The sequence below is a fragment of the Clostridium intestinale genome (genome assembly GCF_035905475.1).
Lineage (GTDB): Bacteria > Bacillota > Clostridia > Clostridiales > Clostridiaceae > Clostridium_T > Clostridium_T intestinale.
Genome location: NZ_CP121166.1, coordinates 1254883 through 1278770, shown reverse-complemented (window position 1 = coordinate 1278770; position 23888 = coordinate 1254883). Strand labels below are relative to the sequence as shown.

Annotated in this window: 25 protein-coding genes; 1 reads left to right on the top strand and 24 read right to left on the bottom strand. The window is 28.7% G+C overall.

What is annotated here, in order from left to right; translation table 11 throughout:
- Window positions 1-239: 239 nt before the first annotated feature.
- The 3 genes from P8F83_RS06620 to P8F83_RS06610 all read right to left on the bottom strand — a co-directional run bounded on the left by P8F83_RS06620 (window position 240) and on the right by P8F83_RS06610 (window position 3764).
- Window positions 240-1148 (bottom strand): GH25 family lysozyme, encoded by a 909-nt coding sequence (locus tag P8F83_RS06620; RefSeq protein WP_326513979.1) that lies wholly within the window; start codon window positions 1146-1148, stop codon window positions 240-242.
- 374 nt (window positions 1149-1522) lie between these two features.
- Window positions 1523-3226: a hydroxylamine reductase gene (gene hcp / locus P8F83_RS06615; protein ID WP_326513978.1), complete on the bottom strand. Its 1704-nt coding sequence runs from the start codon at window positions 3224-3226 to the stop codon at window positions 1523-1525.
- Window positions 3227-3422: 196 nt separating this feature from the next.
- Window positions 3423-3764: a zinc ribbon domain-containing protein YjdM gene (locus P8F83_RS06610; protein WP_326513977.1), complete on the bottom strand. Its 342-nt coding sequence runs from the start codon at window positions 3762-3764 to the stop codon at window positions 3423-3425.
- A gap of 173 nt (window positions 3765-3937) precedes the next feature.
- Between P8F83_RS06610 and P8F83_RS06605 the strand changes: the two genes are divergently transcribed.
- Window positions 3938-4363 carry a flavin reductase gene (locus P8F83_RS06605; protein WP_326513976.1) on the top strand — a complete coding sequence of 142 codons (426 nt, stop codon included), beginning with the start codon at window positions 3938-3940 and terminating at the stop codon, window positions 4361-4363.
- A gap of 115 nt (window positions 4364-4478) precedes the next feature.
- Here the strand turns inward: P8F83_RS06605 and P8F83_RS06600 are convergent, their stop codons facing one another.
- The 21 genes from P8F83_RS06600 to P8F83_RS06500 all read right to left on the bottom strand — a co-directional run bounded on the left by P8F83_RS06600 (window position 4479) and on the right by P8F83_RS06500 (window position 23557).
- Window positions 4479-5042 carry a DJ-1/PfpI family protein gene (locus tag P8F83_RS06600; protein WP_326513975.1) on the bottom strand — a complete coding sequence of 188 codons (564 nt, stop codon included), beginning with the start codon at window positions 5040-5042 and terminating at the stop codon, window positions 4479-4481.
- A 135-nt stretch (window positions 5043-5177) separates the two neighbouring features.
- Window positions 5178-6101: a helix-turn-helix transcriptional regulator gene (locus tag P8F83_RS06595; RefSeq protein WP_326513974.1), complete on the bottom strand. Its 924-nt coding sequence runs from the start codon at window positions 6099-6101 to the stop codon at window positions 5178-5180.
- A 134-nt stretch (window positions 6102-6235) separates the two neighbouring features.
- On the bottom strand, window positions 6236-6982 hold the full coding sequence (locus P8F83_RS06590) for an ABC transporter ATP-binding protein (protein ID WP_326513973.1): 747 nt from the start codon (window positions 6980-6982) through the stop codon (window positions 6236-6238).
- Window positions 6983-7024: 42 nt separating this feature from the next.
- On the bottom strand, window positions 7025-9355 hold the full coding sequence (locus P8F83_RS06585; protein ID WP_326513972.1) for an ABC transporter permease: 2331 nt from the start codon (window positions 9353-9355) through the stop codon (window positions 7025-7027).
- Window positions 9356-9982, bottom strand: coding sequence for a TetR/AcrR family transcriptional regulator (locus P8F83_RS06580; RefSeq protein ID WP_326513971.1), 627 nt, complete (start codon window positions 9980-9982; stop codon window positions 9356-9358).
- A 157-nt stretch (window positions 9983-10139) separates the two neighbouring features.
- Window positions 10140-10976 carry a YjjW family glycine radical enzyme activase gene (locus tag P8F83_RS06575; RefSeq protein WP_326514824.1) on the bottom strand — a complete coding sequence of 279 codons (837 nt, stop codon included), beginning with the start codon at window positions 10974-10976 and terminating at the stop codon, window positions 10140-10142.
- Window positions 10973-12454: a YjjI family glycine radical enzyme gene (locus P8F83_RS06570; protein WP_326513970.1), complete on the bottom strand. Its 1482-nt coding sequence runs from the start codon at window positions 12452-12454 to the stop codon at window positions 10973-10975. The genes P8F83_RS06575 and P8F83_RS06570 overlap by 4 nt, the downstream gene beginning before the upstream one ends.
- Window positions 12455-12607: 153 nt before the next feature.
- Window positions 12608-13174 (bottom strand): DUF4256 domain-containing protein, encoded by a 567-nt coding sequence (locus P8F83_RS06565; RefSeq protein WP_326513969.1) that lies wholly within the window; start codon window positions 13172-13174, stop codon window positions 12608-12610.
- Between the two features lie 148 nt (window positions 13175-13322).
- Entirely contained in the window at window positions 13323-14156 is an 834-nt protein-coding gene (locus P8F83_RS06560) for a DUF4405 domain-containing protein (RefSeq protein WP_326513968.1), read from the bottom strand.
- A gap of 196 nt (window positions 14157-14352) precedes the next feature.
- The gene (locus P8F83_RS06555; protein ID WP_326513967.1) at window positions 14353-14838 is read right to left on the bottom strand and encodes a hypothetical protein; all 486 of its coding nucleotides are present in this window, start codon (window positions 14836-14838) and stop codon (window positions 14353-14355) included.
- A 116-nt stretch (window positions 14839-14954) separates the two neighbouring features.
- Window positions 14955-15371 carry an NAD(+)--rifampin ADP-ribosyltransferase gene (gene arr / locus P8F83_RS06550; RefSeq protein WP_238906751.1) on the bottom strand — a complete coding sequence of 139 codons (417 nt, stop codon included), beginning with the start codon at window positions 15369-15371 and terminating at the stop codon, window positions 14955-14957.
- A gap of 277 nt (window positions 15372-15648) precedes the next feature.
- Window positions 15649-16161: a PadR family transcriptional regulator gene (locus P8F83_RS06545; protein WP_326513966.1), complete on the bottom strand. Its 513-nt coding sequence runs from the start codon at window positions 16159-16161 to the stop codon at window positions 15649-15651.
- A 32-nt stretch (window positions 16162-16193) separates the two neighbouring features.
- Window positions 16194-17042: a sialate O-acetylesterase gene (locus tag P8F83_RS06540; RefSeq protein WP_326513965.1), complete on the bottom strand. Its 849-nt coding sequence runs from the start codon at window positions 17040-17042 to the stop codon at window positions 16194-16196.
- A 174-nt stretch (window positions 17043-17216) separates the two neighbouring features.
- A complete protein-coding gene (locus P8F83_RS06535; RefSeq protein WP_326513964.1) occupies window positions 17217-18149 on the bottom strand; it encodes an oxidoreductase in 933 nt (310 codons plus the stop codon).
- Between the two features lie 287 nt (window positions 18150-18436).
- On the bottom strand, window positions 18437-18865 hold the full coding sequence (locus P8F83_RS06530) for a MerR family transcriptional regulator (protein ID WP_286907354.1): 429 nt from the start codon (window positions 18863-18865) through the stop codon (window positions 18437-18439).
- A gap of 303 nt (window positions 18866-19168) precedes the next feature.
- On the bottom strand, window positions 19169-20518 hold the full coding sequence (locus P8F83_RS06525) for a hypothetical protein (protein WP_326513963.1): 1350 nt from the start codon (window positions 20516-20518) through the stop codon (window positions 19169-19171).
- A 233-nt stretch (window positions 20519-20751) separates the two neighbouring features.
- Window positions 20752-21117: a hypothetical protein gene (locus tag P8F83_RS06520; RefSeq protein ID WP_326513962.1), complete on the bottom strand. Its 366-nt coding sequence runs from the start codon at window positions 21115-21117 to the stop codon at window positions 20752-20754.
- A gap of 171 nt (window positions 21118-21288) precedes the next feature.
- A complete protein-coding gene (locus P8F83_RS06515; protein ID WP_326514823.1) occupies window positions 21289-21708 on the bottom strand; it encodes a hypothetical protein in 420 nt (139 codons plus the stop codon).
- 237 nt (window positions 21709-21945) lie between these two features.
- Complete coding sequence (locus P8F83_RS06510) at window positions 21946-22056, bottom strand: aldo/keto reductase (protein WP_326513961.1); 111 nt, start codon at window positions 22054-22056, stop codon at window positions 21946-21948.
- 219 nt (window positions 22057-22275) lie between these two features.
- Entirely contained in the window at window positions 22276-23130 is an 855-nt protein-coding gene (locus P8F83_RS06505) for a DUF6544 family protein (protein WP_326513960.1), read from the bottom strand.
- The gene (locus P8F83_RS06500) at window positions 23114-23557 is read right to left on the bottom strand and encodes a MarR family winged helix-turn-helix transcriptional regulator (protein WP_326513959.1); all 444 of its coding nucleotides are present in this window, start codon (window positions 23555-23557) and stop codon (window positions 23114-23116) included. The genes P8F83_RS06505 and P8F83_RS06500 overlap by 17 nt, the downstream gene beginning before the upstream one ends.
- Window positions 23558-23888: the final 331 nt, after the last annotated feature.

Below are 23888 nucleotides of genomic sequence, written 5' to 3'. Positions count from 1 at the left end.
CTATTGTGCTAGTTAATAGATAGGATGTTTTTAATTTAAAAATAATATCGAAACTTGTAACAAGTAATTCTAATTAAGCATACGATGTATTAATTAAGGATTAGATTATTTTCCAGAGTTTTCACCTCCTTGAAAGCTTTTGTTAAATCTAAAAAATATTGCTCCTGCATCACTTAAGATGTAGGAGCTTTTTTATTTTTCAGGAAATTATACAGCTCATAATCGCCTTATCGACTTTTTTATAGTCCTAAAAGTTTTCTCCAGGTATTCTGTCCAACTATTCCATCAGCTGATAGTCCCTGTGATTTCTGAAAATTTATAACTGCTTGTTTAGTGTTTACCCCAAATATACCATCTGGAGTTGTACCAACTTTTTCTTGAATCCACTTTGTTATATTACCTTGAGCTCCTTGTTTAATCAGTGGAGCGGCAGATAAAGTCTTAGGGCCAGCTATTCCATCTACTACTAATCCAGAATTAAGCTGTCTATTAAATTCTTTTTGTAGTTCTCGAATAATATTATTCCCACTATTTGATTCTTGTCTTGGTGGTTCTACTGGAGTTTGCTGATTGTTTATAAATATTCCTTCTGTAAAATTGTTTAAATCAACATTCCCATTGATACCTGATACTCTTCCGTTTGAGGTATATTGATGACCTACTACATTATAGAAGCCAGTTGCCATTGGAGCACTAACTCCATAATGAGCTATCCATGCTTTATATCTTTTGATTCTGCTATCTAAATTATCTCGTCCAAAATACCCACCAGTATATATTATACAATCCAAACCTGACAACTCTTTGAACTTAGCTAAAAATTCTAAACACCTATCAGTTATTTGTGATGCATTTCTATTCTGAGAATTATTTTCTATATCCAAAACTGGAATTATTTCATAACTTTTATTTTTTATAGCATTATAAAATTCTACAGCTTGTTCAGAAGGTGAGGTTTTTTCACTCATAAAGTGATAAAATCCTACTGGGAAACCAGCATTTTTTGCTCCTTGATAATGTGATTCTAGCTTGGGATCTATAAATGAAACTCCTTCTGTAGCCTTTATTATTACAACTTGTATTGAGTTTTTTAGTGCGTTAAAATCTACATTCACTTGGTAGTTTGATATATCTATTCCTTTTATCATTATACACTCCTCATTTTATCATTTTTTATTATTCAACATTAAACTATATGTTTTAAGTTTTAAATTGTTCCATAATGATAGTAATTAAAAACACAAATTTCCCTGGAAATATTTAACATATATAATTCTATAAAAACTTTGTAATTGATAAAATGACTTTAGTCTATTCTGCTGAAAAGGCTAAAAAAAAAGGCAGAAGATATATCTTCTGCCTTCAAGAAGGAATTTTGGTGTTTGTAATGAGAAATTTCAATTTAAATATATATGATATACATAATCTAATCAATAATTAGCTCACTAAAGTAATTATTACGTGCATCGAAACTAAATAACGATTTAAAAGATATATACTATATTTTTAGATTGTTTTATTACTATGATTCCATGAACATTTTCATGTCATCTTCAACATTAGTTATTCCACCGATACCAAAGTTTTCTACTAATACTTTTGCAACATTTGGTGAAAGGAATGCAGGAAGTGTTGGTCCTAAATGAATATTTTTAACACCTAAGTGTAGCAATGATAATAATACTATTACAGCTTTTTGTTCATACCAAGCTATGTTATAAGATATAGGTAATTCATTTACACTCTTCAATCCAAAAACTTCTTGAAGTTTTAGAGCAATTACAACTAATGAATATGAATCATTACATTGTCCAGCGTCTAACACTCTTGGAATTCCTCCAATATCACCTAGGTTTAATTTGTTGTACTTATATTTTGCACAACCAGCAGTTAATATAACTGTATCTTTAGGTAATTTTTCTGCAAATTCTGTATAGTAGTTTCTAGATTTAGCTCTTCCATCACAACCGGCCATAACAAAGAATCTTTTTATTGCACCAGTTTTAACAGCATCTGCAACCTTGTCTGCAAGTGCTAAAACTTGGTTGTGAGCAAATCCACCAACTATTTGTCCCTTTTCTATTTCTGTTGGTGCTTTACATTTTTTAGCCATTTCAATAACTTTAGAAAAATCTTTGGTTCCATCAGATTTAGCTTCTATATGTTCACAGCCTGGCATTCCTGTAGCACCCGTTGTAAATAATCTATCTTTATAAGAAGCTTTAGGTATAACTATACAGTTAGTTGTCATTAGAATTGCTCCATTAAACTTCTCAAACTCTTCTTTTTGTTTCCACCATGCATTACCATAATTGCCTGCGAAGTGACTATATTTTTTGAATTTTGGATAGTATTGTCCAGCAAGCATTTCTCCATGAGTATATACATCTACTCCTGTTCCTTCTGTTTGCTCAAGTAGCATTTCTAAATCTCTTAAATCATGTCCAGATATTAATATTCCAGGATTTTTTCTAACACCTATATCAACAGTTGTTATTTCGGGGTGTCCATAAGTTTCAGTATTAGCTTGATCAAGTAGTGCCATACCATCTACTCCAAACTTACCTGCTTCTAATGCAAGTCCAACTAAATCATCTACAGTTAAGCTATCGTCTATTGTAGAAGCTAGTGCTTTAGCCATAAATGCATGAACTTCTTCGTTATTATATTTTAAGTTCATAGCATGCTTCATGTAAGCCGATAATCCTTTTAATCCATAAGTTATAAGTTCTCTTAAACTTCTTATATCCTCATTTTCAGTTGAAAGAACTCCAACAGTTACAGCCTTTGCATCAAATGCTATTGTATTATCTGCAGTCCATGATGCAGCGTCTGGCATTATAACTTCAGTAGTTTGCATTCCAAATATTTTCTTGAAGAATCCACCAGTTACTCTTACCTCTCCAACTTGTCCGCCTGAGTTTACAACTTTAAGTTTTAAAATTTCTCTTAATCTTAGCGTTTCTTTTACTCTATCTAATATAGAATCTCTATCAAAATTAGCATTTGTAATTGTTGTAAATAAGTTTTCAGTAATATATTTATCAACAACGCTATCTACAACTCCAACTTTTCTTCCTTCATTGCTTACTATAGCTAGCCCTTTAGTTACATATATTAATAAATCTTGAGCCTTTGCTACGTGTTCGTCTTTACCACAAACCCCTACCTTAGTACAGCCAGTACATCCTGCTGTTTCTTGACATTGATAACAAAACATTGACATATTATGTCCTCCTACTGTGTATTTATTAGTTCATCCAAATTCCTTTAACTTCAACGAATTAAAGTTTACTATATTACTCATATTTAATGCTGTAACATAAGTTACAATCAGAATTTTTTTATAAATAAGTTTATCAATATCAATTTACATAAAATAAGAGTTAGGAAGATTTACATTCCTAACTCTTATTTTTTATCTATATTTTTTTAACAAATTCAGATTTTAATTTCATAGCTCCAAAGCCATTAATTTTACAATCTATGTTATGGTCGCCTTCAACCAAACGTATTCCTTTAACTTTTGTTCCTTGCTTTAATGGCGTTGAACTTCCTTTAACTTTAAGATCCTTAATTATAGTAACAGAATCACCATCATTTAAAATATTTCCATTTGAATCTTTTACAATTATAGCATCTACATTTTCATTATTTGTGGAATCTAAAGTCCATTCATTTGCACATTCTGGACAAATAAAAACATCTCCATCCTCGTAAGTATATTCTGAATTACACTTTGGACAATTTGGTAAACTTGTCATAAATATATTTCCTCCATTAGTAAAGTTTATATTTCAATAAGTTATAGTATCATAATTGTTGTACTTTTACAAATTTAATCAAAGATAAGAAGTGAACATAGTGTTTATTTTTAAGTATTACTTGATATAATTAAAGTATAAATTTAAATAAAACATTTTGAGGAGATATTGAAATGAAACTTAGCGCATTTAACTATGGAGCTAATGCCGTTTGCTTCATAAAAAATGAAAAGAAATACGGTATGATATGTGCTTGGGCAATGCAAGCCGATTATGATAAAATTCTATTGATGCTTGGTGCTCAAAGTATAACAGGTAAAAATATTGCTAAAGGTGACATTATAGGTGTCAGTTCATTAAATGAAGATCAACAAAATATAGTTGATGCATTAGGATTTAGTCATTCTGATAATAATGATAAGTTTACTAATATAAAATATTCTATTAAGGATTCTGCTATTTTAATAGATGGGGCTAGTAATGAGATGATTATAGAAGTAACGGATGTATTACATCTAGAAGGTATTGAGGAAGATTATTTAGTTTATGGAGTTGTAAAATTAGTTGAAAGTAATGAAACTAAAAAATACACATTATAAGTTTGAAGTATATGAAAAAACTCAATAAAGAAATTTATTAAGAAAGAAAAGGAAAACCCGATTAAATGAGTTTGAAACCTACATTTTATCGGGTTTTAATAGCATTAATTAATAATTATACTTTAATATTTTTATACCAGTTATATGATTTTTGGATTGCATCTTCATCTTTATAAATATTCATAATATCAGCTAGTTTAAAAGCAAATTCTATAAATGCCTGTCCTGTTGAAGTGATTATGTTCCCATCTACAACGATATCTTCATTAAGTATTGTTGAATTTTTAAAAAACTGTATATAGTCAGCATCAATTTTTAATCCATCACTATCTCCAGTACATTTTTTATAGTCTAATAAACCATAGGCTGCCATTAATTCCGTTCCACCACAAATACCTGCAATAATCTTATTATTTTCATCTAAAGATTTAATAAAATCCTTAAGTTGAGAATTATCATAAAGATATGAGGGATTACCTCCAGGTATTATAAATAAGTCTATATCATTAGGATTAAGTTCATTAATCATTTTATCAGGTAGAAATCTTTGTTTTTCTTCACTGATATATACTTTATTCTCCATAGCAACTGTAACTAAGTTTTGAGAGGAAAACTCAGCAGCTACGTGTACAACTTCAAATTCACAAAAACCATCATAATAAAAAATACATACATTCATTTTATAATCTTCACTCCTTTTAATTTTAAGATTTTAGTGTGGCAATTATTTTATTAGCAACAAAAGATAAACTTTCTTCTTCAAATATCCAGCACTTATCTGCTATTATAAATAATAATGACTGACACCTGTATGTCAGTCATTATATTTCTTATATATATTTTTTATATATATTTTCATTTCTTCTCTTAATTCTATTGGAGCTATAACTTCACATTTATCTCCAAATCCTAAAATAAACTTTTTTAATCCATCGTCTTTTGGAAATTTATCTTTTACTACATAAAAATTATTTTCTACAACTTCGATTTTGTCTTTTGAAAAGTATTCACCTAACTGCTCTCCAATATCTGATGAAAATTTTAAAGTAACACTAATACTATTTTTTTCATAACCTTCACTAAGTTTACTTTTAATTTTCTCAATAGATATTAAGCCTTTTACGAAATTTTCACCTAATCTTAAATTACGTATTCTAACAAGCTTAAACTTTCTGCAGTCTTTTCTTATTCTACAATAGGCAATAACATACCAGTGGCCGTCAGAAAACTCTATTTGAAGTGGTTCAACTATTCGTTCTTCGTATTCCATATTCCTATTGATGTACAGAAATTCTAATAGTTTAGAATCTTCAATCCCTTTATTTATCAAAAATAAATATTCTTTCAATTCTTGTTCCATACTAAAATGAGACATATCTATACTAAGTTTGTCATAGCTGTACTCTTGTGAATTTTTTAGAGTTTCAAATTTAAGGGTTATATCATTAAATTCTTTATTATTTCCAAATAGTGTTTTTAAATTATCCATAACTGCAATAAGTGGTTCAATTTCTTTTTTATTAAAGAATAAATCATTTAAATTATAGTTTTTCATAAGATAGTAACCGCCTCCAGTGCCCCCAGTAGATGCTATAGGAACTCCAGCCTCGCCTATCTTCTCTAAATCTCTATATATAGTTCTTAAGGAAACTTCAAAATGCTCTGCTAACTGTTTTCCAGTAACTAACCCTTTTTGAGAAAGTATTATTATAATTGATAATATTCTATCTGATCTCATAATATAAATAAATTAACTCCTATTATATAAATTTACCATTGTTTGAGGAATATATATAGTTATATAGATAGCTATATAACTATATATAGTGTTCATGCGGGTTCGGGGATTTCTTACGAAAAGGAATGTTTTATCTAGAAACCATGTTTTTCTAACCATGCAGATAATTTTTTTTCACGAGCTGACGCTTCACTATCTTTATATTTAGTAAGCATAAGTTCATCATGAATGTTTCCATCTAGGAGATAAATAACTCTGCTTGCTCTTGAGGCAACTTTAGAATCATGAGTAACTAGGATTACTGTAGTACCTTCTTCATTAACGCTGTTTATTATATTCATTACTTCTTTAGAAGTGCTGCTATTTAAAGCTCCAGTAGGTTCATCTCCAAATAAAATACAAGGATTATTAATAAGTGCCCTGCATATTGCTGCACGCTGAAGTTGACCTCCAGATACTTTTTTTATATCGTGAGCAGCAATATTTAATATTCCTGTTTTTTTCATTAATAGTTCACCGCGACTATTGACTTCATCTCTTGATAAAAGTCCGGATTTAAATCCAGGAAGAATTATGTTATCCCTAATGGAGAGATTTTTTAAAAGATGAGAGTGCTGAAAAATAAATCCCATTTCTTTTAATCTTACTTCACTGATTTTTTCTTCAGAAAGTTCTGAAATATCTCTATCATTAAGAAGTACTTTACCTGATGTTGGACGATCCATACCACTTATGTTATAAAGAAGTGTTGATTTACCAGAGCCTGACTGCCCCATAATTGCTATAAATTCTCCTTCTTCCACTTTAAAACTTATCTTATTTAAAATCTGTATATTATCAAAACTCTTACTTAAATTTTCTACATCCAAAATTGTTCTCAACTTATACCTCCAACTACTCTATTCTTTTACTATAGATGTGATTTAGAATTTTTTTCTTTTTCTCATTACTGCTAGTATCACTAGGAGTATAAGTACTATTAATACTATAGGAAAAACTATATACTCAATTAAACTATTTGTTATAAGATTAATATTTTTAATTCCTATACCTGATATTGATAAAGCAGCATTCACTAAACTTTCACCAATTAAATTAGTTAAAAGTATCCCTAATATAATCCCAAGTATAGAAACTCCACCAACTTTAATCATGTATTGCTTTTTTATATCTCCTTCAGAAAATCCAATGGCTTTTAGAATTGATATTTCTGAAGAATCTTTTGCAAGACGAAGTTTTAAAAACAGTATTGTTATAAGCATTACTAAAGAAGTTCCTATAATTATTATAACTATAACAATAGTCTTAAGCTGTTTTGAAACTCCACCAAGGGTTTGATTAATAAATTCATCCATTGAGTCAACATTTACGCCCTCACCTAGAACTTCTCCCCACTTACTAGATTTATTTTTAACATCAGTTTTATCTTTAAGATTAACTGAAAAGGAGTATTTAGTTGAAGGAAGAGTAGGGAATTTATATTTAGACTTTGATGTATTTCCACCACTTGTAACATCTTGATAAACTCCTGAAATATTGAAAGTGTGCTCTTTTCCATCATATAAAATAGTTATGGTGTCACCAACAACCTTTTTTATTTCATTTGAGTTAATGTAGGAAATAGCTACTTCATTTTCCCCAGAAGGAGCTTTTCCTGTAAGATACTTAAGACCATTTCCTGCATTGTCACCACTATCTATATCCATGTTTGTATACACATTATCTGCATTTAAAACTTTGACTCTTATGGTTTTATATTCATAGTAATTATTAATAGAAGGATCGGTAGTGAGAACTTTTTTTACATCAGAATACTTTGCTTCAAGTTTATCTCCATTTTCTATTTCAATAAGAATATCTTCTTGTGAACTTCCCATATATGTTATAAACTCTGGCGATTCAAAAGTTTTTAAAAGGTTCACTGGAACCATAATCATAACTATTGATATAGATACAACTGAAAGAACAATTAACCAACTTTTAAAACCATAAAGAACTTCTCTTATTCCCATTAACCAATTAACAGAAAGTTTTTTTGACTTATATAATCCATCTCTCGCTAATTTTTTCTTTTTATCAAATACATTTCTGTTTACTAGTGCATCAATTACAGTTATGTTTTTTATTTTCTTTAAGTTTTTTTTGCAATAGTGATTAATTAGAATGAAAACTATAAAGTTAGCAACAAGTCCTAAAATAATTGATAAAGGGTGAAGTTTCATATTTCCAAAGGTTGAACTAATATGTCCTGTAAATAAGCTACTACTTATTAAAGCAATGACATATCCTAAAACTACACCTGAGAGAGAAAGAACTTTATATTTATTGAAATAAATTCCTCTTATATCTCTAAAATTTAGTCCTATAGCTTTCATAGTTCCTATTTCATTTATTTCTTCCTCTAGCGCTGTCATGATAGTAAATCTTATGCAGATAAAAGCAACTAAAATTAAAAGAATACTTACAACAAAAAGTATAAACACTGTGACTATATCAGTTAAGGCACTCATAAGAAATATTATTGAATAAGTTACTAATTGGCCATTTTGTGGAAGTTCTGCATCTTGATAAAGTGTTTTAAAGCTTTCTCCATCATTTGAGTTATCAAAATAAGCCTCAATAAGATATTCATTCTTTAAGGATCCCTTAGAAAGAGCATCAAAATCTTTATCGCTTATTAGTATTCTAGTAGAAGAAGCCATAGATGAGTTCATCATAGAATCTAATATAAATTCCTTAATTACGAACTCTTTTTTAGTATTGTTGATATTTAAAATAAGATGATCACCGATTCCCATATGATACTGTTCCTTTAAAAGCATAGGAACTCCTACTTCCCCATCTTTAAGAACTACTTTTTTGTGGTTAGTATCTAGAAGGAGATCTCTATTACTATTCTGCTTTATAAGACTTATATCAAGTCGACAGTCAGAGAGATTATAGTTATAACTATTTCCTACTATATTAATATTTTCACCATAAACAGTAAGCATATTAACTATTTGACTATAAGTAACTTGTTTATTTTCTGACATAAACTTATTTATTTTTTCTTTATCAATTTCACCCTTATGCATTTGAAGAAAATGGGGAGGGGCGGCAACCTTATATAAGTCAGAAATTGAAGTAAATGTTTGTACTGCCATTATAACTGAGCTAACTGCAAGCATTGATGAAAATATTATGAAGAAAAGTAATGCCAGGTTAATAGCTTTATTTTTTATAAAATCATTTTTTATTATTGACCATTTCATCTAAAAACCCCTTTCTTTAAATAACTTTATAAACGAATTTTCAGAAACCTCAAGCATTTTTTCAAGAACCGAAATTAAAGCTTCTATTATTTTATTTTTATGTTCTTCACCAAATTCAAAAATACCTTCATCAGTTAATGTAATGGAGGAGGCTAGGAAAATTTGCATATATTCTAAAGGAAATTTACAATTCCAAACTTTTTTTTCTACACCTTCTTTAATAATTTTTACTAAGATTGGAGCTACTTCTATAACAATTTGATTTAAAATTTTCTGATGTAATAAGGCATTTTCCATTTTATGCATTTCATTTATCATTTCACTATCTAGTTGATCTATTATTCGCATAGACATAAAAGCTCCCATTAGTTTCTCTTCTAAAGTTATAACATCATTATTAGCTACTTCATTAACTTTAGTTATTACAACATATTTATATCTAGAAACAATAGCATCAAGAACTTCTTCTTTGGATTTGAAGTAATGATAAAAAGTTCCTTTTGCAATTCCAACCTCTTTTAGAATGTCATTTATGGTACATTTATCATAACCCTTTATGTGAAACAGCTTTTCAGCAATATCAAGTATTTCATTTCTTCTTTCATCATGTTCCTTAGTAATTCTCATAAATTTCACCTCATTCTATAACTGGACCGACCGTCGGTCTAGTTATAGAATAGTATATCATTTAGTTACTGTCAATATATTTTATTTATTGACATAAAAATAAAAATGCCACTACTTTTAATTAAGTAGCGGCATTTAAAACTTTTTTGTTTATTTACTAAACAATAACAACGTCCTTAACTCCATTTTTATGAGCAATTGCCTTTAACTGCTCTATAGTATCAAGAGTTGGACTTTTCACATATTTAATCTCTTCTCTAACCCCAAGTGCTCTAAATATAATAAGTTTGTATCTGATGTTTAAGTTACTTTCTCCTATTATTTTAGATACCCTCTCAACAGTTTCTTCATTATTAAAAATATCAGGAACTACTACAGTTCTAACTTCATAAAGTTTATCAATAGAAATTAAATACTCCAAATTGTTTAAAACATTTGTATTATCAAATTGAATATATTTATTATGGGTATCTTTATCCCAAACTTTAACATCTAACATCACTTTATCACATAACTTAGTTAATTCATTCATTTTTCTAAAATCTTTTGAACCATTGCTATCAATGAAGCAAGTCAGATTTTCTTTCTTAGCTCTTTTAAACAAGTCTACTAAAAATTCTTCTTGTAGAGTACATTCCCCACCAGAAACAGTAATTCCGCTTATGAAGGGTTTATAGTTCATTATCTCCTCCATTACTTCATCTGCTGACATAGACTGTACTTTTGCACTACTACAACTATTACAAGTCTTTATACAACTATCACAATTACAGCAGTTAGCTTTATTCCACAGTACTTTTCCATTATCTTTAGTTAATGCTTTTGTAGGGCATGATAACAAACATAACCCACAATTAGAACACAAATTGATGGTTTCAGGATTGTGACAATAAATACAGTTAAAATTGCAACCTTGGAGAAATATTGAGGTTCTATTTCCAGGTCCATCAACTGAACTAAATGGAATTATCTTATTTACAATTCCCTTCATTATCTCACCTTTCTATCATAAACTCTTCCATTTCTTACCTGTCCTTGTCCAAGAACAACAGTATCTTGAAGAGTTGCTTCTCCTCTATTTAACTTTTCAATTTCACTCCTCTTAACTAAGTAACCAGTAATTCTGATAACATCAGAATCTGAGGAATAAAGTGAAAAATATCTTACACCTTCTTTAAATGCACCTTGAATAATATTTAATATAAACTCAGGATTATTTATTGAATTTTTTTCAAATGGGAAAATATCGCCTGTTCCTGATGGAAAATATTTGTGGAATCTTGATATTTGTTTTAAATGTTTCCATAATTCAGGTTCTTCTCCTATTGGAACTCTTGTACCAGGACTAGTATTTATATCATCTCCAATACCAACTTGAGCATGAAGAAGTAATCTTTGTCCAGTTACAGCACAATGTTTACTCTCATAGTTTTTAATAAATTCATCAATTGTATCCATTATTCTTACACCTAAGTCATCAGCAAGCTTTGAATGTCCAAACTTATCTTCAAGCTTTTCTGCTTTTAGCAATATATTTACGCACTCAGCAAGTCCAACAACTCCAAACATTGATGTAAATCTATCTTTACTTATAAAACCTTCTTTAGCTAGGAAATTAGTTTCAAAGAAGGTGCTTTCCTCAACTACATATCTTATTCTTTCATTTATAAAATCTGCCATATGCTTCATAGCATTTGGTAACTTATCATTTATGAAATCCTCGATGTCTGTTGCTGTTTCTGCAAGATTAGATAACCTCATTCTAACTAAAGTATGAGCTCCTCCACCAATATGCAATCCATTATAGCAGCTAGCTATACCATATTCACCAAGTTCAGATTTAAACATATCATCATTTGCAAAGCTTGGTTTTGCTGTTAATAAAGCTGTTTTTATAGCATCCAATGCAAACTCATCAGAAGTTTCAGAATTGTATTTTAAAGTTAAATTTGGAATTGCATCCTGTAATTCTCTTTCAATTTCAAGAATTAGTTTACCAGCCTTAGTAGCTTTTGGGCCTAAGTTTCCATGACAAAATGAATCTGTAATTGTTCTATCTATTTGAGTTAAAAACAATCTAATTGCAAGTTTAGCTTCCTTTTCATCAGTAATAAATGGTTCTAATAGTTGATCTATACTACCGATATATACTGGCATAGAAGTAATTGATGGTACATGTTTATACATGATTAATAAATTACTTGTAGCTTCCCAAATGTTAGTTGGAGGAGTAAGGTTTAAAAACTTAGAACCTTCTTTCATGAACTTTTCGTAATTAGGAAGTATATATCTAGGTCTATAAGGAACATTACCTTCAAATAAATCACAAATTATTCCTGCATCTCTAAGCTTTTGAGTTTCTTCAGAGATATTTAAAACATTCACACTGTTTTCAGCATATTTAGCAAGTTCAAGAACTTTTTGCTCATATGTTAAAGTACTATCTTTAACAATTCTTTCGACATCATTCATAATAATCTCCTTTGTACAATAAATAATTAACTTTTGTTAGGTTTTAAATAATATTAAAACCTAACATTACTATTAATATTATAACACATATTTATAATAAAAAGAGTTACTCAAATAATAGTGATATTTAATTATAAATTGGAAATAAGAAACTTAAATTCTAAGTGAACCACGGAATCCTCTTACACCATAATAGGAGTCTGCTCCATTGTGGTATACGAAAATATTGTTATATCTAAAATCTCCAAATATGGCACCACCTAGTTTTCTGATTTCAACAGGTGTTTTTAACCAACTTGAAGTCTTTGTGTCAAATTCTCCAAGTGTTTGAAGGTAACGATATTCTTCTTCTGATAATATTTCTATACCCATATGAGTTGCCATCCCAATGGCACTATTTTGTGGTTTATGTTGTTTTCTTGACTCCAAGGCTTCATTATCATAACAAACACTTCTTCTTCCTTTAGGAGTTTCCTTAGAACAGTCATAGAAAACATATTCTCCAGTAATTTCATCATAGCCAACAACATCTGGTTCTCCATCTGTTATATCCATTTGATTAAGAGACCAAAGTTTTTTAGGGTTAGAGTCTAGCTTCTCTTTTACCTTTTCCCATTCTATACTTTTATGTCTATGCATATTTTTCTCAAAACGCACCTTCAATATATTTAATAATTTTTCATGCTCTTCTACAGATAGTTTTTTATTATCATTTTCCATAATATAACCTCCTAAAATAATAATATTTTGGACTAAAATCTATTTTGAAAAGTTACTAAAAGAAGCTGTTTTTAGTAGCTTCTTTTACTTAAGTAGTTATATATATTATATAGTATAACCTGTATTTTTACTAAATTAATTATTAAAGCTAATTCATAGAGATATTTTTTATATAAAATAGCTTTTCAACTAAGTAGGTAATCACAGTAAATACACCCATGATAGATAAGTATTTTGATAATGTATCTAAGATATTGGAGCTTCCTATTCCTATTTTATTAGGCATATTCTCATTAGCGGTTCTTTCAACTTTATTACGATCTTTATTTGAATTATTAAAAGTATCTCCATCTCCAACTTGGAAGTGTTCATTTGATTTTATGCTTCTATTTTCTTGCTTATCAACTGAATAATTAATATTAAATATTCGTATTGTTTTTGAAAAATAATTAACTGATGTCATATTATATAATCCCAAAGCTAGTACTAAAACAGACATGGCTTTTAATATATAATTAAGTGGTTTAATGGGTTTATTTATCTTAACTATCTTCTTAAATATATTCATTATCCACTGCCAATGAAGTCCAACATGAATACCTATAAGCGCTAAAGCTATAAATGATGCTGAAGCATGTGTTGACTTATTGAAAAAGCTGCTATGAATATTTAATCCATTAAAGGTAACTTTAGATATAAAAATACCGCTAATAATGATTGTAGCTATATCTAATAATAAAAGGATGTTAATAAAATACCCAATTCTAGTTTTTAAAGTTATTTTTTTATTGAAAATTGATAAGGTTATATTTTTTACCCATCTCCAATTTAAACCAATATGTACCAATATAGCGATCCCTATGAATAAACCAGCAACTTCATGGAAAGTTAATCCGCCAAATACATGTGTATTAAATAGTAACACAAATATAATTGCCATAATTACATCTAAAAAAAGTTTAATATAATTTATTTTTTTCATTTTATTCCTCCTAAAAATCTTTATTAATTATATAATAAATTATAAATTTCTTTAAAAGTTCAAAATAATATGTGATTCTTATGTGAATAAAAGTTTAGATAAAATAAAAACACCACTACTTTTATTAAGTAGTGATGTTAAATTTAGTTCATCTTTCAAAACTAGTCAAAAACTCATCTATAGAACTTACTTATATCTATATTCTATTTTCACTAAAAATCTCTTTTTCAACAAGTTTCATTACAGATTCATCTTTAAAAAATACAGGGTATTTCATTCCATAGTTACCCCAGACTAGACAAGGATATTTTGTGAAATAAAAACTGCTAAAAAGTATTTCTTTAGCTGTGAGTTTTAGCAATATTTCAAGTAATCTTGGAGTAAGGCGAATAAAAAGATCATCTTTAGTTAAATTTAGTGAATCTATTAATACAATTTCATCTTCATTTAACGAAACTTTTACTTTGTTTTTCGCTTCTTCATCTATTCTTCCATAATAAAAATCCCCATAAGAATTTTCAAAACCATTTGCTTGGACTAGCTTTCTGATAGCATTATTTACCACCTCTTCAGTACCTTCAATAGTGGTATTAGGATATTTATTAAAACCATCCATTATATTATCTAAGTAGATGGAATTTTGCTTTTTTAATTCTTCTAAGTTTATTTTAATAACATCCATGATAAGTATCCTTTCTGAATTGTACTCATAATATTAAGTGATCACCTATACTAGTTGCTCAAAGAGTCATTTATATTATAAGCAAGTTTCTTGTCCAAGTAACCTAAAAGTTAGAATTAATCGTATATAACGTTTTTTCCTTCATCGCTTAATTTCTTTAATGATGAAAGCATATGATTTATTTCTTCATCAGAATGTCTCTCCCATGAACCTAATTCAGCAACTATTTTCAACGGAGATTTAGATCTGTAAGAACGTGTTGGATTTCCGGGGAATCTCTTATCAGTTAAGTTAGGGTCATTTTCAAATTCACCTAATGGTTCTACAATATAAATTCTTTCTTTTAATTTAGAAGTTGCTAATTCAGCTCCCCATTTAGCAGCATTTAATGTTCCAGTAAAGTAAATATAGTTAGATTTTTTATTTTGGTAATTTGACAAGTGTTGTGGTTCTAATAAATCTCCAATTTTTAGTTCTGCTTTAGTACCATGAAAAAAAGGACCGTTATCTAAAATATCTTTTTTGTCATCCATACGGACACACTCCTTTTATTAAGATTCTAATAACTACAGACAAATAAATTAACTTGAATGTAGTGCATATCCTTCCCCATTTTTTGTATTACACCAATGAAGTAATTCTCTATGTGTTCATATGATACACCCACTATACCTAAATTATAAGCCTATAATTTAATTTTTTTATATGGTATAATTAAGATGGGCAAGAAAATTTTCACTAAAGAATGGGACTATTTAAAAATATTACTCATCTTATCTTCCTACCTTAAAATCTAAGTTATTCTGTATTTTAATGAATATCCTTTAACAACTCATTAAACCATTTAACATTTACTAAGTGATGAGACAGAGAATTCTCTAACATTTTTCCAAAATAAGTATTTCTAATTTCATCATTTTGAAGAGATTGTTCTAATGCAGCAACTTTCTTTTTGGTTTGGTCTATTTGTGTTTTTATTAGTTTTTTTAAATCCTCACTATTGTACTCGTTGGCAAATAGCATTGCTGAATAAAAAGATAGATTTATGTAATCAGTCTTGGAGCCATATTTAAGCATCAAGTTTTTAAATTCTTTTTCACCAAGCTCCGTGATGATATAATTATTAGTTTCTCTAGTGTTGTCTGATTGGTCAACTTGTTTAATATATTTTTTTTCTTCTAATTGTTGAAGATTGTAATAAAATGATCCTTTAGTGAAATTTACTATGTACTTATAGTGTCTCTCTTCCATTAAGGCCAATAATTCATATCCATAAGAGCCTGGGTTTTGCTTTAATAACCCTAATATAAGTAATGGTATCAATAGAATACCTCCTTTATGTTCACAATAAATATTTAACTATTAGTAATCTGCATTATTTGAGATTCAAATTCCTCATATGATATTTTTCCAAGTGCTAAATCCATACTTTGTCTATATATCTTTTCTGTTTTTGTATGTTCTCTAGTGTAACTAAGATCAATTAGTTCATTTTCATTACTTAATGGCTCTAATACATGTTGCTTCTTAGTAAAAGCTTCAAAATATCGTAAACCAAATTTTCTTTGAGAAATTGCATCTATATGAATACCATCTGGATTTGATGTCAAACCTGATGCTGTGACAAAATAGCAATTATCTTGTTCAAAAGCAAATTTTTTCAACTCTTCATTAATTAAGCTATATTCAGCACACCCTTTTCCAAAGCCTACTTTTCCTAAAAAGTCTCCTAACCCACCAATAATAAGAGGGATATCTGGAGCATTTAACTCTTTTCTAATGGCATTAACAATTACAAGCAATTTTTCATAATAAACTTTGTAGTTACCACCTAAACTATCGCTCTCTCCCTGATGCCATAGAATTCCTGTTAGCTCACTATTTTGCATAGCAAATTTAGCTTCAGCTATTGCATGTTTAAAAAGCGCTTCATCTACACCCCATTCATTTAATGTGCTTCCACCTTCAGCACAAGGAATTAATCCAATAATATCTTCTTGATTTTGACGACTCCATGCATCTGCAAATGAAGCTGCTAGAGATATTCCTGAAACAGGTCTATCAAAATTTATTGGTTCAGCCATCATCTGCCATCTACCATTACGAAGCATTTGTATTCTTTCATTATAAATTGGGGTTACTTCATGAAGAAACCCTCTTCCAGCCATATTCGATTGTCCTATCATTAAAAATGATTTAATCATTTTTTTCATCCTTTCTTTTCTTTAAATAAATTAGTCTAATTAGACTAACCACACTTACATATTATAGTCTAATTAGACTATATGTCAATTATATCTTTTTACCAATTAAAAAACACCACTACTTTGAATTAAGTAATGGTGTTTAAAAAAAATTCTGAAATATATTTATTTTAGTTAAATGAATTTTATATTGGTCAACTTTTCGGATAACTCCCAAAGCTTTGAAGATACTAAGGTATCATTTGCCTGTTCGGGAACTTTTGATAAAGTAGGATACCCTCTCATCTCATTTAACTTAGATGGACCATAGTAAGCACCGCTTTTTGCTTCTTTAGCAGTTGCTGCATAAAGTGATGGCCAAGCACCATGAGCTGCGGGTTGAAATAAAATAGGTCCAAATAAACGACGTACTATTCCAGCAGGACTATTTTTTCCAGATCCATTTGGAATTAATTCTGTTCTTGAAATACCTGGATGAACTGACATGCTGCGAATCCCCCAACCAGCTTCATCACTTCTACGTTGCAGTTCAAATGCAAACATAAGGCATGCAAGCTTTGATTGAGCATAGACATCCATAGGCACGTACTTTTGTTCAGCTTGAAAATCATTAAAATCTATCTTACCTGAACGATTAGCAAGACTACTTAAGGTAATTACTCTTGGATCTTTTCCATTCTTTAAAAGTGGAAGTAATTCTGCCGTTAATGCAAAGTGTGAAAGATAATTTGTACCCATCTGAAGTTCAAAGTTATCTTTAGTAATTAATCTCTTAGGTGGAGTCATTACTGCTGCATTGTTTATTAAAACATCTAAACTTTTACGTTCTTGTCTCATCTTTTTTCCAAATAATTTTATAGATGAAAGATTAGCAAGATCAAGTTTTTCGAATTTAATATTTCCTGATGGAGCTATTTTTTTAATCTTTCTGATTGATTCTTCGCCTTTATCTTTATTTCTACCAGCCATTATAACTTCTGCTCCTGCTTTAGTTAGTTCTAATGCTGTTTCATATCCAATTCCACCTGTTCCTGTAACAACAACTGAACGACCTTTTTGTGATGTTATATCATCTGATGTCCAATTTCTTTTCATATTTTCTCCCATAAAAACAACTCCTTATAAGTTCATAATTTATAATCATATAGATATTTCTTAGTTTTCCTTTAAATAAATGGTATCACTTAGATATTTATCGAAGTCAAGTACATCTTTTATTTAATTTTACTCCATAGAATTTTAAATAATAAAACACCTTATAAACCCAGTTATCATAATAATGTGTCTATGAAAGACATGATTTAAATACATAAATTTTTAAACTAACATACTTATATTAAATGCCTAAAAATAGATAAATCACTTAGAGTTATATCTAAGTGATTTACGAAATTTTATTCATGTGTGGTAATATACTTTTTCTTGTTCTCATTCATAAATTTAAGTGCATCATAACCATTCTCTGGATTATCTATATATGAATCGTAAAAAGCTATTTTTAAATCAACAATATTCAAATTTTTTTTCATATCGTCTATCTGTCTAAGTATTTCTTTACGGTGATTAATCATTATCTGCTTTCGTGCTGGAGCAGTTTCTTCTCCCTGCATACATAATTCTATATATTCTTTGATTTCCTTAACTTGCATTCCTGTATTTTTTAGGCAACATATCAGCTTTATTAAATCAAGATCAACTTCATTAAACTGACGGTTTCCAGTGCTATTTCGTGTAACAAAAGGAAGAAGTCCCTCTTTATCATAAAATCGTATTGTGTGAACAGAAATATCACAAATCTTTGCAACTTCATTAATGGTATACATAGATAAAATCTCCTTATATATATGAATCTTTACTATTAATTTTTTTGAAAATCTACTCCAAGTCTTGAATATTCATCTTTTATAGTTTTTATATTAAGAAATTAGAATTTTTGCAGTATCAAAGTCAATCTTATCATTTACAGTAGGTTACTATCCATTCTGTTAATACTTCATTTGCCATTACATACCTTCTTCAATAGTATTAAGTATAATATTAAAGATATCTTTTGTATACAAAAAGACCACTACTTTTAATTAAGTAATGGTGTTTGGAAATATTTAATATATATATAATGAGAAATATTAATCAATATTTATATCATTTATTATACTCAGTAACTTATCACTAAACAAACCCTCAGTAAAAAATGTAGTTCTTAAGTCTTGATACTTTTTTTCATTCATAGTCATACTATGAGTATCATTTACTATTATCATTTTAGAATTTGAATAAGATTGTGTTATTTCTTTTGCAACATCTATAGAAAAATCTATGTCCAGATCACCAATTAAAAATAACACCTCACCCTTATACTTTTTTCTATCTTCTAATAGATTAATATTTGGAACATCCAAAGCTTCTTCTTCAGCTTCGTTTAAATAATCTTTTAATAATTCTTTACTCCACTCAAAACAGATATTTACTTCACTATTAGGATTTTCAGAATATTTAAGTAACTGATCTCCACCCAGTTCAAACATTCTAACTTTTGTGGATTCCACGATAGGGGATTTCATTATGATTTTACATAAAGAAAAATTGTATTCTGGATTAAATAAATTTTCATAGTAAGTTTTCTTATTTCCTTTGTAAATATCATCAATAAGATTAGAGCAAGTATCTATCCACTCTATATCAGTAACACTTATTTTAAAAATCATATAACATAATTGAGCACTATCTACTTTTTTTGTGGTTATTATATATTTTAATTTTTCTAGTGATTCAGGATTTTTCTCCTTCATAATTATATTAAAATTTAATCCTGTAGTATTAGGAGTGTTATCCATTATAATGTCTGGGGCACTAGTAGCTTCTAACATAGCTCTATAAACATGTTGACCATATTTTGCAAGATACTGTTGCACTAATACACCTCCTCCTGAACCACCAAAAAGCATTATTTTTCCATCAGGTCGTAAGTAACCTTTTTCTTGAAGATCCTGTCGCACCATTTCTATATCTTCAATCTGTTGGTCCGTTCCATAAAGATTCATAGCTTTTTTATAGTCAATATTATTTGAACTGGTATAAACCTCTGGAAATAGTGATGGTGAAGATCCTCTTCTCCCCATAACTACATAAGATAAATTAGGGATTTTTTCTTCAAAAAGGTCAAAAGTAGATTTTGTGTGTACTTTATTTTGTTGACCATCAGTAAGATAAAATATTATATCTTTACCTGGAGTAAAGTTAGGGCTTAATCTATAAAAACCCCTGTATTTTCCACTATTGATATTATTATAATCTATAGGCAAGTCTATATATATGTTTTTTGAATCAGGAGGCATTTCAGGATAGTATTCTGATAAACTAAGTTTCTCTTTAGGAACGGACATATAGGCGTCAAACTTAAAATATAACATGGCAACAAGTAATAAAAAAATTATGATTAAAAACCTTGTAGTATTTTTTTTTATAGAACTCTTCATTTTTATTAACAACCCCTTTATTAAAAAATTAAATAATTGATTTAGTTTAATTTTAATAGTAAGTTATTGGGGTTTAATTAAACTTATATAAAGAAATTCTTAATATTGAAATAATAGTAAATTATATTATTTTAAATATGGTACTAATGATATACCTTTCTCGTTTTCATCCATATAGCAGTCATTGGTGTCAAGACGTATAATAGTTAATATTATTAAAGATTAACTAAGGCTTAATCAATTTCACTAATTTTATCTTCAATTAATGATTTAGAAATGTGCATTGCTTGGATTGTCTTCCTAAGACGCTTGTAATGAGGGCTGTCTTCTGTAAATTTTAACTGTGCCTTTTCACATTTGCTTATAATTGAAGATATTGGAGGTAGAGCTTTCATCAACTCTTCCTTTGTATATTTGTCCATAATATTTTCTTCCATAATTAATGATTTTGATATATATAATGCTTTTATTCTATTTTTAAGTAGTGTATGTTGAGAGGTACCCTCGGCAAATTTTGGATGAAATTTTTCACAATTACTGATGGTTGAGGATATAACCTGCATAGTTTCTTTAAATTCTTCTCTGGCATACTCTTTCATAACTTTTCACCTCAAATTACTGTCTTTTAATTAGTATACTGATTATAGCATACAACTAAAACCTTGGTGCAATAGTGGAGTGTTTATAAATTTAATACGAACTTAAGCAAAAACCCCTCAAACTATAAGTTTGAGGGAAGATAAAGTCTTTTCAAATATACATACTTAATTTTAATTTTGTATACGAGGTGTGTATCCAGTAATAATTAATGTTGACCATTCACTATCTGAAGTATCTATCCACTGGCAATCCACATCTAAGTATTTAAGCCATGCATTAAGTCCATGACTTTTTTTGCTTACATTGGGAGATTTTCTGCCATGATGTTCTTTTATAACCTCTAGTAATTCAATTTGCTTATCCTTACCTAACTCTCTATTTATTAATTCTCCTACTACTTTAAGGCATTCTGTATATGCTATTCCATCCCCAAGATAAATTTCATCTGAGTAAACTTGTCTTTCCTTATTTAAAACCTCAATAATTTCATTAATTTCTTCTTTATTAGATAAATAATACTTTGCTCTTCTTAAAGCTTCAATGTCTCCATCTAGCTTATTTATCTTTTTTTCTAAACTTTCTTTTATCATAAACATACTCTCTTTTCATATTTTAATTAGTCTTCATTAATACCTTAATAAAGACTAATTAATTATAACAGTGATACTATATTATTACTATTTATTTCTAAACTTAAATTTTAATATTATGCAGTTCACCATATTTAATTGGAATATATCCTTAACCTTTTCTTAAAATACCTAAGGTATAATTGATGAAACTCCTATATATTTTACTTTACCTATCCTTACTAAATCATTTAATACTTAAATAGTTTTTTCAATTGGAGTATTGTAATCAAAGAGATGAATGATATAAAGATCTAAATAATCAGTTTGTAATCTTTCTAATGTTTTATCATTTCGGTTATAATACATTTTATAGATAACTCTTTAGCATTAGGATGTTTATGTATAGGGAAATATAATTTAGAATCAATTATGACGTATTAATATAGACCCTTGTTCTCTACCTCGTACTGATCAAACATAATCTCTAACCTACTAATGCTATATTACCAAGTCTTACATATTCCATAATTTTTCCTTATGATTAAATAAATATTGATGTATTACCTACGCTTCCGCATTGCTTTATTAATAGAATTTATATTCTATATTACTACCATCAAAATATATTATATCTTCAGTATCAAAGTGCCACTTAGATTTTAATCTATTAGGTAGCTGTAGACCATCTTTATTCACGTAATCTTCAAATAGTGCAGACCATTTTCTATATTCTACTCTTCCACCATTATAGGTAATTGCTCTATCATCAGTAATAAATTCAACAAGTTCTCCACTATCTAAAAACTTATAAACTCCGCTTACATTTAGGTTGTCATAGCTTATGGATACATCTACGGTATTTTTATCTATTTCTTTAAATTGTACATCGCCATTTAATACCTGTGATGGCATAAAAATAATTTCTGCAAGCCATGTTACTAAGGCTGCTTTATCCATTTCTTCCCCACGTTGATTAAATAAAGTAATATTTTTTGCTATTACGCCTTTCATTCCACCTTCACCATGAATAAATGAATCTAATCCTTGAAATGGTACACCAAAAACTGACGAATCAATAAAAGCAAATCTTGCGGGTAAATCCGCAAAAATATGCTCTGAATAATCTATTTTTAAAGTTTTCTTCATGTCTATATTTACAAAATCAGCATCTTTAAAATCAAAACTCACATGATGACTCATTTCCATATTCATTAGCCCAGTGTAGCTATAAAAGTTCTGAATTGCTTGTGGTAAATTCTCTAAAGTATATTTACTAGATTTTTTACTTGCATTAGTATTTTTTTCACTTTCAACTAAGTAATCCTTAAAGTTTCCTTTTAATCTTGAATAAGGAACATTAAGATAAATAATCACTACTAATATTAGAAGACCTATTACTTCTAAAGCAAACCCCATTTTTCTCTTACCCCTTTTCTTCATTTTCTTTCTCCATTCTATTAATATTTCTTTCAAATTGTTTCATTCCTCTAAAAAAAACAAATAACATTTCTTTATCAAAATCTGCAAATAAACTTTCCATATACTTTTCTTCTCGTTCTCGTCTTTGGTCAAAATAATCAATACAGTATTCTGTTAATTCTAATCTTTGTATTCTACCATCCTCTTTATCCCTTACTATAACTAAGAAACCTCTCTGTTCCAATATGTTAGCCATCTTTTTAATATTCTGCCTTGAAGTTCCCATTCGTTCAGCGGTCATTGAAATTGTTGGTGCTTCATCTTGAAAACTAACTATTATAGCAATTAAGAACCATTGTTTTGTAGATATATTGCAATCTAACTTATCCCCTATTAGCTGTAATTTATTTGATAAAGCAAATATTCCTCCGTAAATATAAGCTTCCATTCTTTTCTTCTCAGTTTTATCCACTACACATCACGCTCCATATATACTTTAGCCACCTATATAAATGCACGAGCAAAGGTAACTAGTTACCTTTTAATTATACGTAACCAGTTACCTTCTGTCAATATATACAACATGTTGGATTCTTACATTTTTTTATATACTAACTGACGATTTCCTTTTATCAACTTTTAGTTGCAACCAAGTATTTATGAGATTTTATAACATCATTTTTTAAAATTTGGCATTTAAGATATTGCTGATAATTTGTGTATGTATTTGCTTCAACTAGTGCATCGCTTGTAACAACATAATAAAAAGCATCTTCCTT

Excerpts from the sequence above, each read along its gene's own strand:
- arr (WP_238906751.1), bottom strand. The coding sequence starts at position 15,371 with ATGGATGACAAAAAAGATATTTTAGATAACGGTCCTTTTTTTCATGGT.
- P8F83_RS06595 (WP_326513974.1), bottom strand. The coding sequence starts at position 6,101 with ATGAGATCAGATAGAATATTATCAATTATAATAATACTTTCTCAAAAA.
- P8F83_RS06505 (WP_326513960.1), bottom strand. The coding sequence starts at position 23,130 with ATGAAGAAAAGGGGTAAGAGAAAAATGGGGTTTGCTTTAGAAGTAATA.
- P8F83_RS06515 (WP_326514823.1), bottom strand. The coding sequence starts at position 21,708 with ATGATAAAAGAAAGTTTAGAAAAAAAGATAAATAAGCTAGATGGAGAC.
- P8F83_RS06520 (WP_326513962.1), bottom strand. The coding sequence starts at position 21,117 with ATGAAAGAGTATGCCAGAGAAGAATTTAAAGAAACTATGCAGGTTATA.
- P8F83_RS06585 (WP_326513972.1), bottom strand. The coding sequence starts at position 9,355 with ATGAAATGGTCAATAATAAAAAATGATTTTATAAAAAATAAAGCTATT.
- P8F83_RS06600 (WP_326513975.1), bottom strand. The coding sequence starts at position 5,042 with ATGAATGTATGTATTTTTTATTATGATGGTTTTTGTGAATTTGAAGTT.
- P8F83_RS06530 (WP_286907354.1), bottom strand. The coding sequence starts at position 18,865 with ATGTATACCATTAATGAAGTTGCAAAGATTTGTGATATTTCTGTTCAC.
- hcp (WP_326513978.1), bottom strand. The coding sequence starts at position 3,226 with ATGTCAATGTTTTGTTATCAATGTCAAGAAACAGCAGGATGTACTGGC.
- P8F83_RS06605 (WP_326513976.1), top strand. The coding sequence starts at position 3,938 with ATGAAACTTAGCGCATTTAACTATGGAGCTAATGCCGTTTGCTTCATA.
- P8F83_RS06580 (WP_326513971.1), bottom strand. The coding sequence starts at position 9,982 with ATGAGAATTACTAAGGAACATGATGAAAGAAGAAATGAAATACTTGAT.
- P8F83_RS06555 (WP_326513967.1), bottom strand. The coding sequence starts at position 14,838 with ATGGATGTTATTAAAATAAACTTAGAAGAATTAAAAAAGCAAAATTCC.
- P8F83_RS06620 (WP_326513979.1), bottom strand. The coding sequence starts at position 1,148 with ATGATAAAAGGAATAGATATATCAAACTACCAAGTGAATGTAGATTTT.
- P8F83_RS06565 (WP_326513969.1), bottom strand. The coding sequence starts at position 13,174 with ATGGAAAATGATAATAAAAAACTATCTGTAGAAGAGCATGAAAAATTA.
- P8F83_RS06500 (WP_326513959.1), bottom strand. The coding sequence starts at position 23,557 with ATGGAAGCTTATATTTACGGAGGAATATTTGCTTTATCAAATAAATTA.
- P8F83_RS06525 (WP_326513963.1), bottom strand. The coding sequence starts at position 20,518 with ATGAAGAGTTCTATAAAAAAAAATACTACAAGGTTTTTAATCATAATT.
- P8F83_RS06510 (WP_326513961.1), bottom strand. The coding sequence starts at position 22,056 with ATGTATTATAACCGAAATGATAAAACATTAGAAAGATTACAAACTGAT.
- P8F83_RS06570 (WP_326513970.1), bottom strand. The coding sequence starts at position 12,454 with ATGAATGATGTCGAAAGAATTGTTAAAGATAGTACTTTAACATATGAG.
- P8F83_RS06560 (WP_326513968.1), bottom strand. The coding sequence starts at position 14,156 with ATGAAAAAAATAAATTATATTAAACTTTTTTTAGATGTAATTATGGCA.
- P8F83_RS06535 (WP_326513964.1), bottom strand. The coding sequence starts at position 18,149 with ATGGGAGAAAATATGAAAAGAAATTGGACATCAGATGATATAACATCA.
- P8F83_RS06610 (WP_326513977.1), bottom strand. The coding sequence starts at position 3,764 with ATGACAAGTTTACCAAATTGTCCAAAGTGTAATTCAGAATATACTTAC.
- P8F83_RS06540 (WP_326513965.1), bottom strand. The coding sequence starts at position 17,042 with ATGATTAAATCATTTTTAATGATAGGACAATCGAATATGGCTGGAAGA.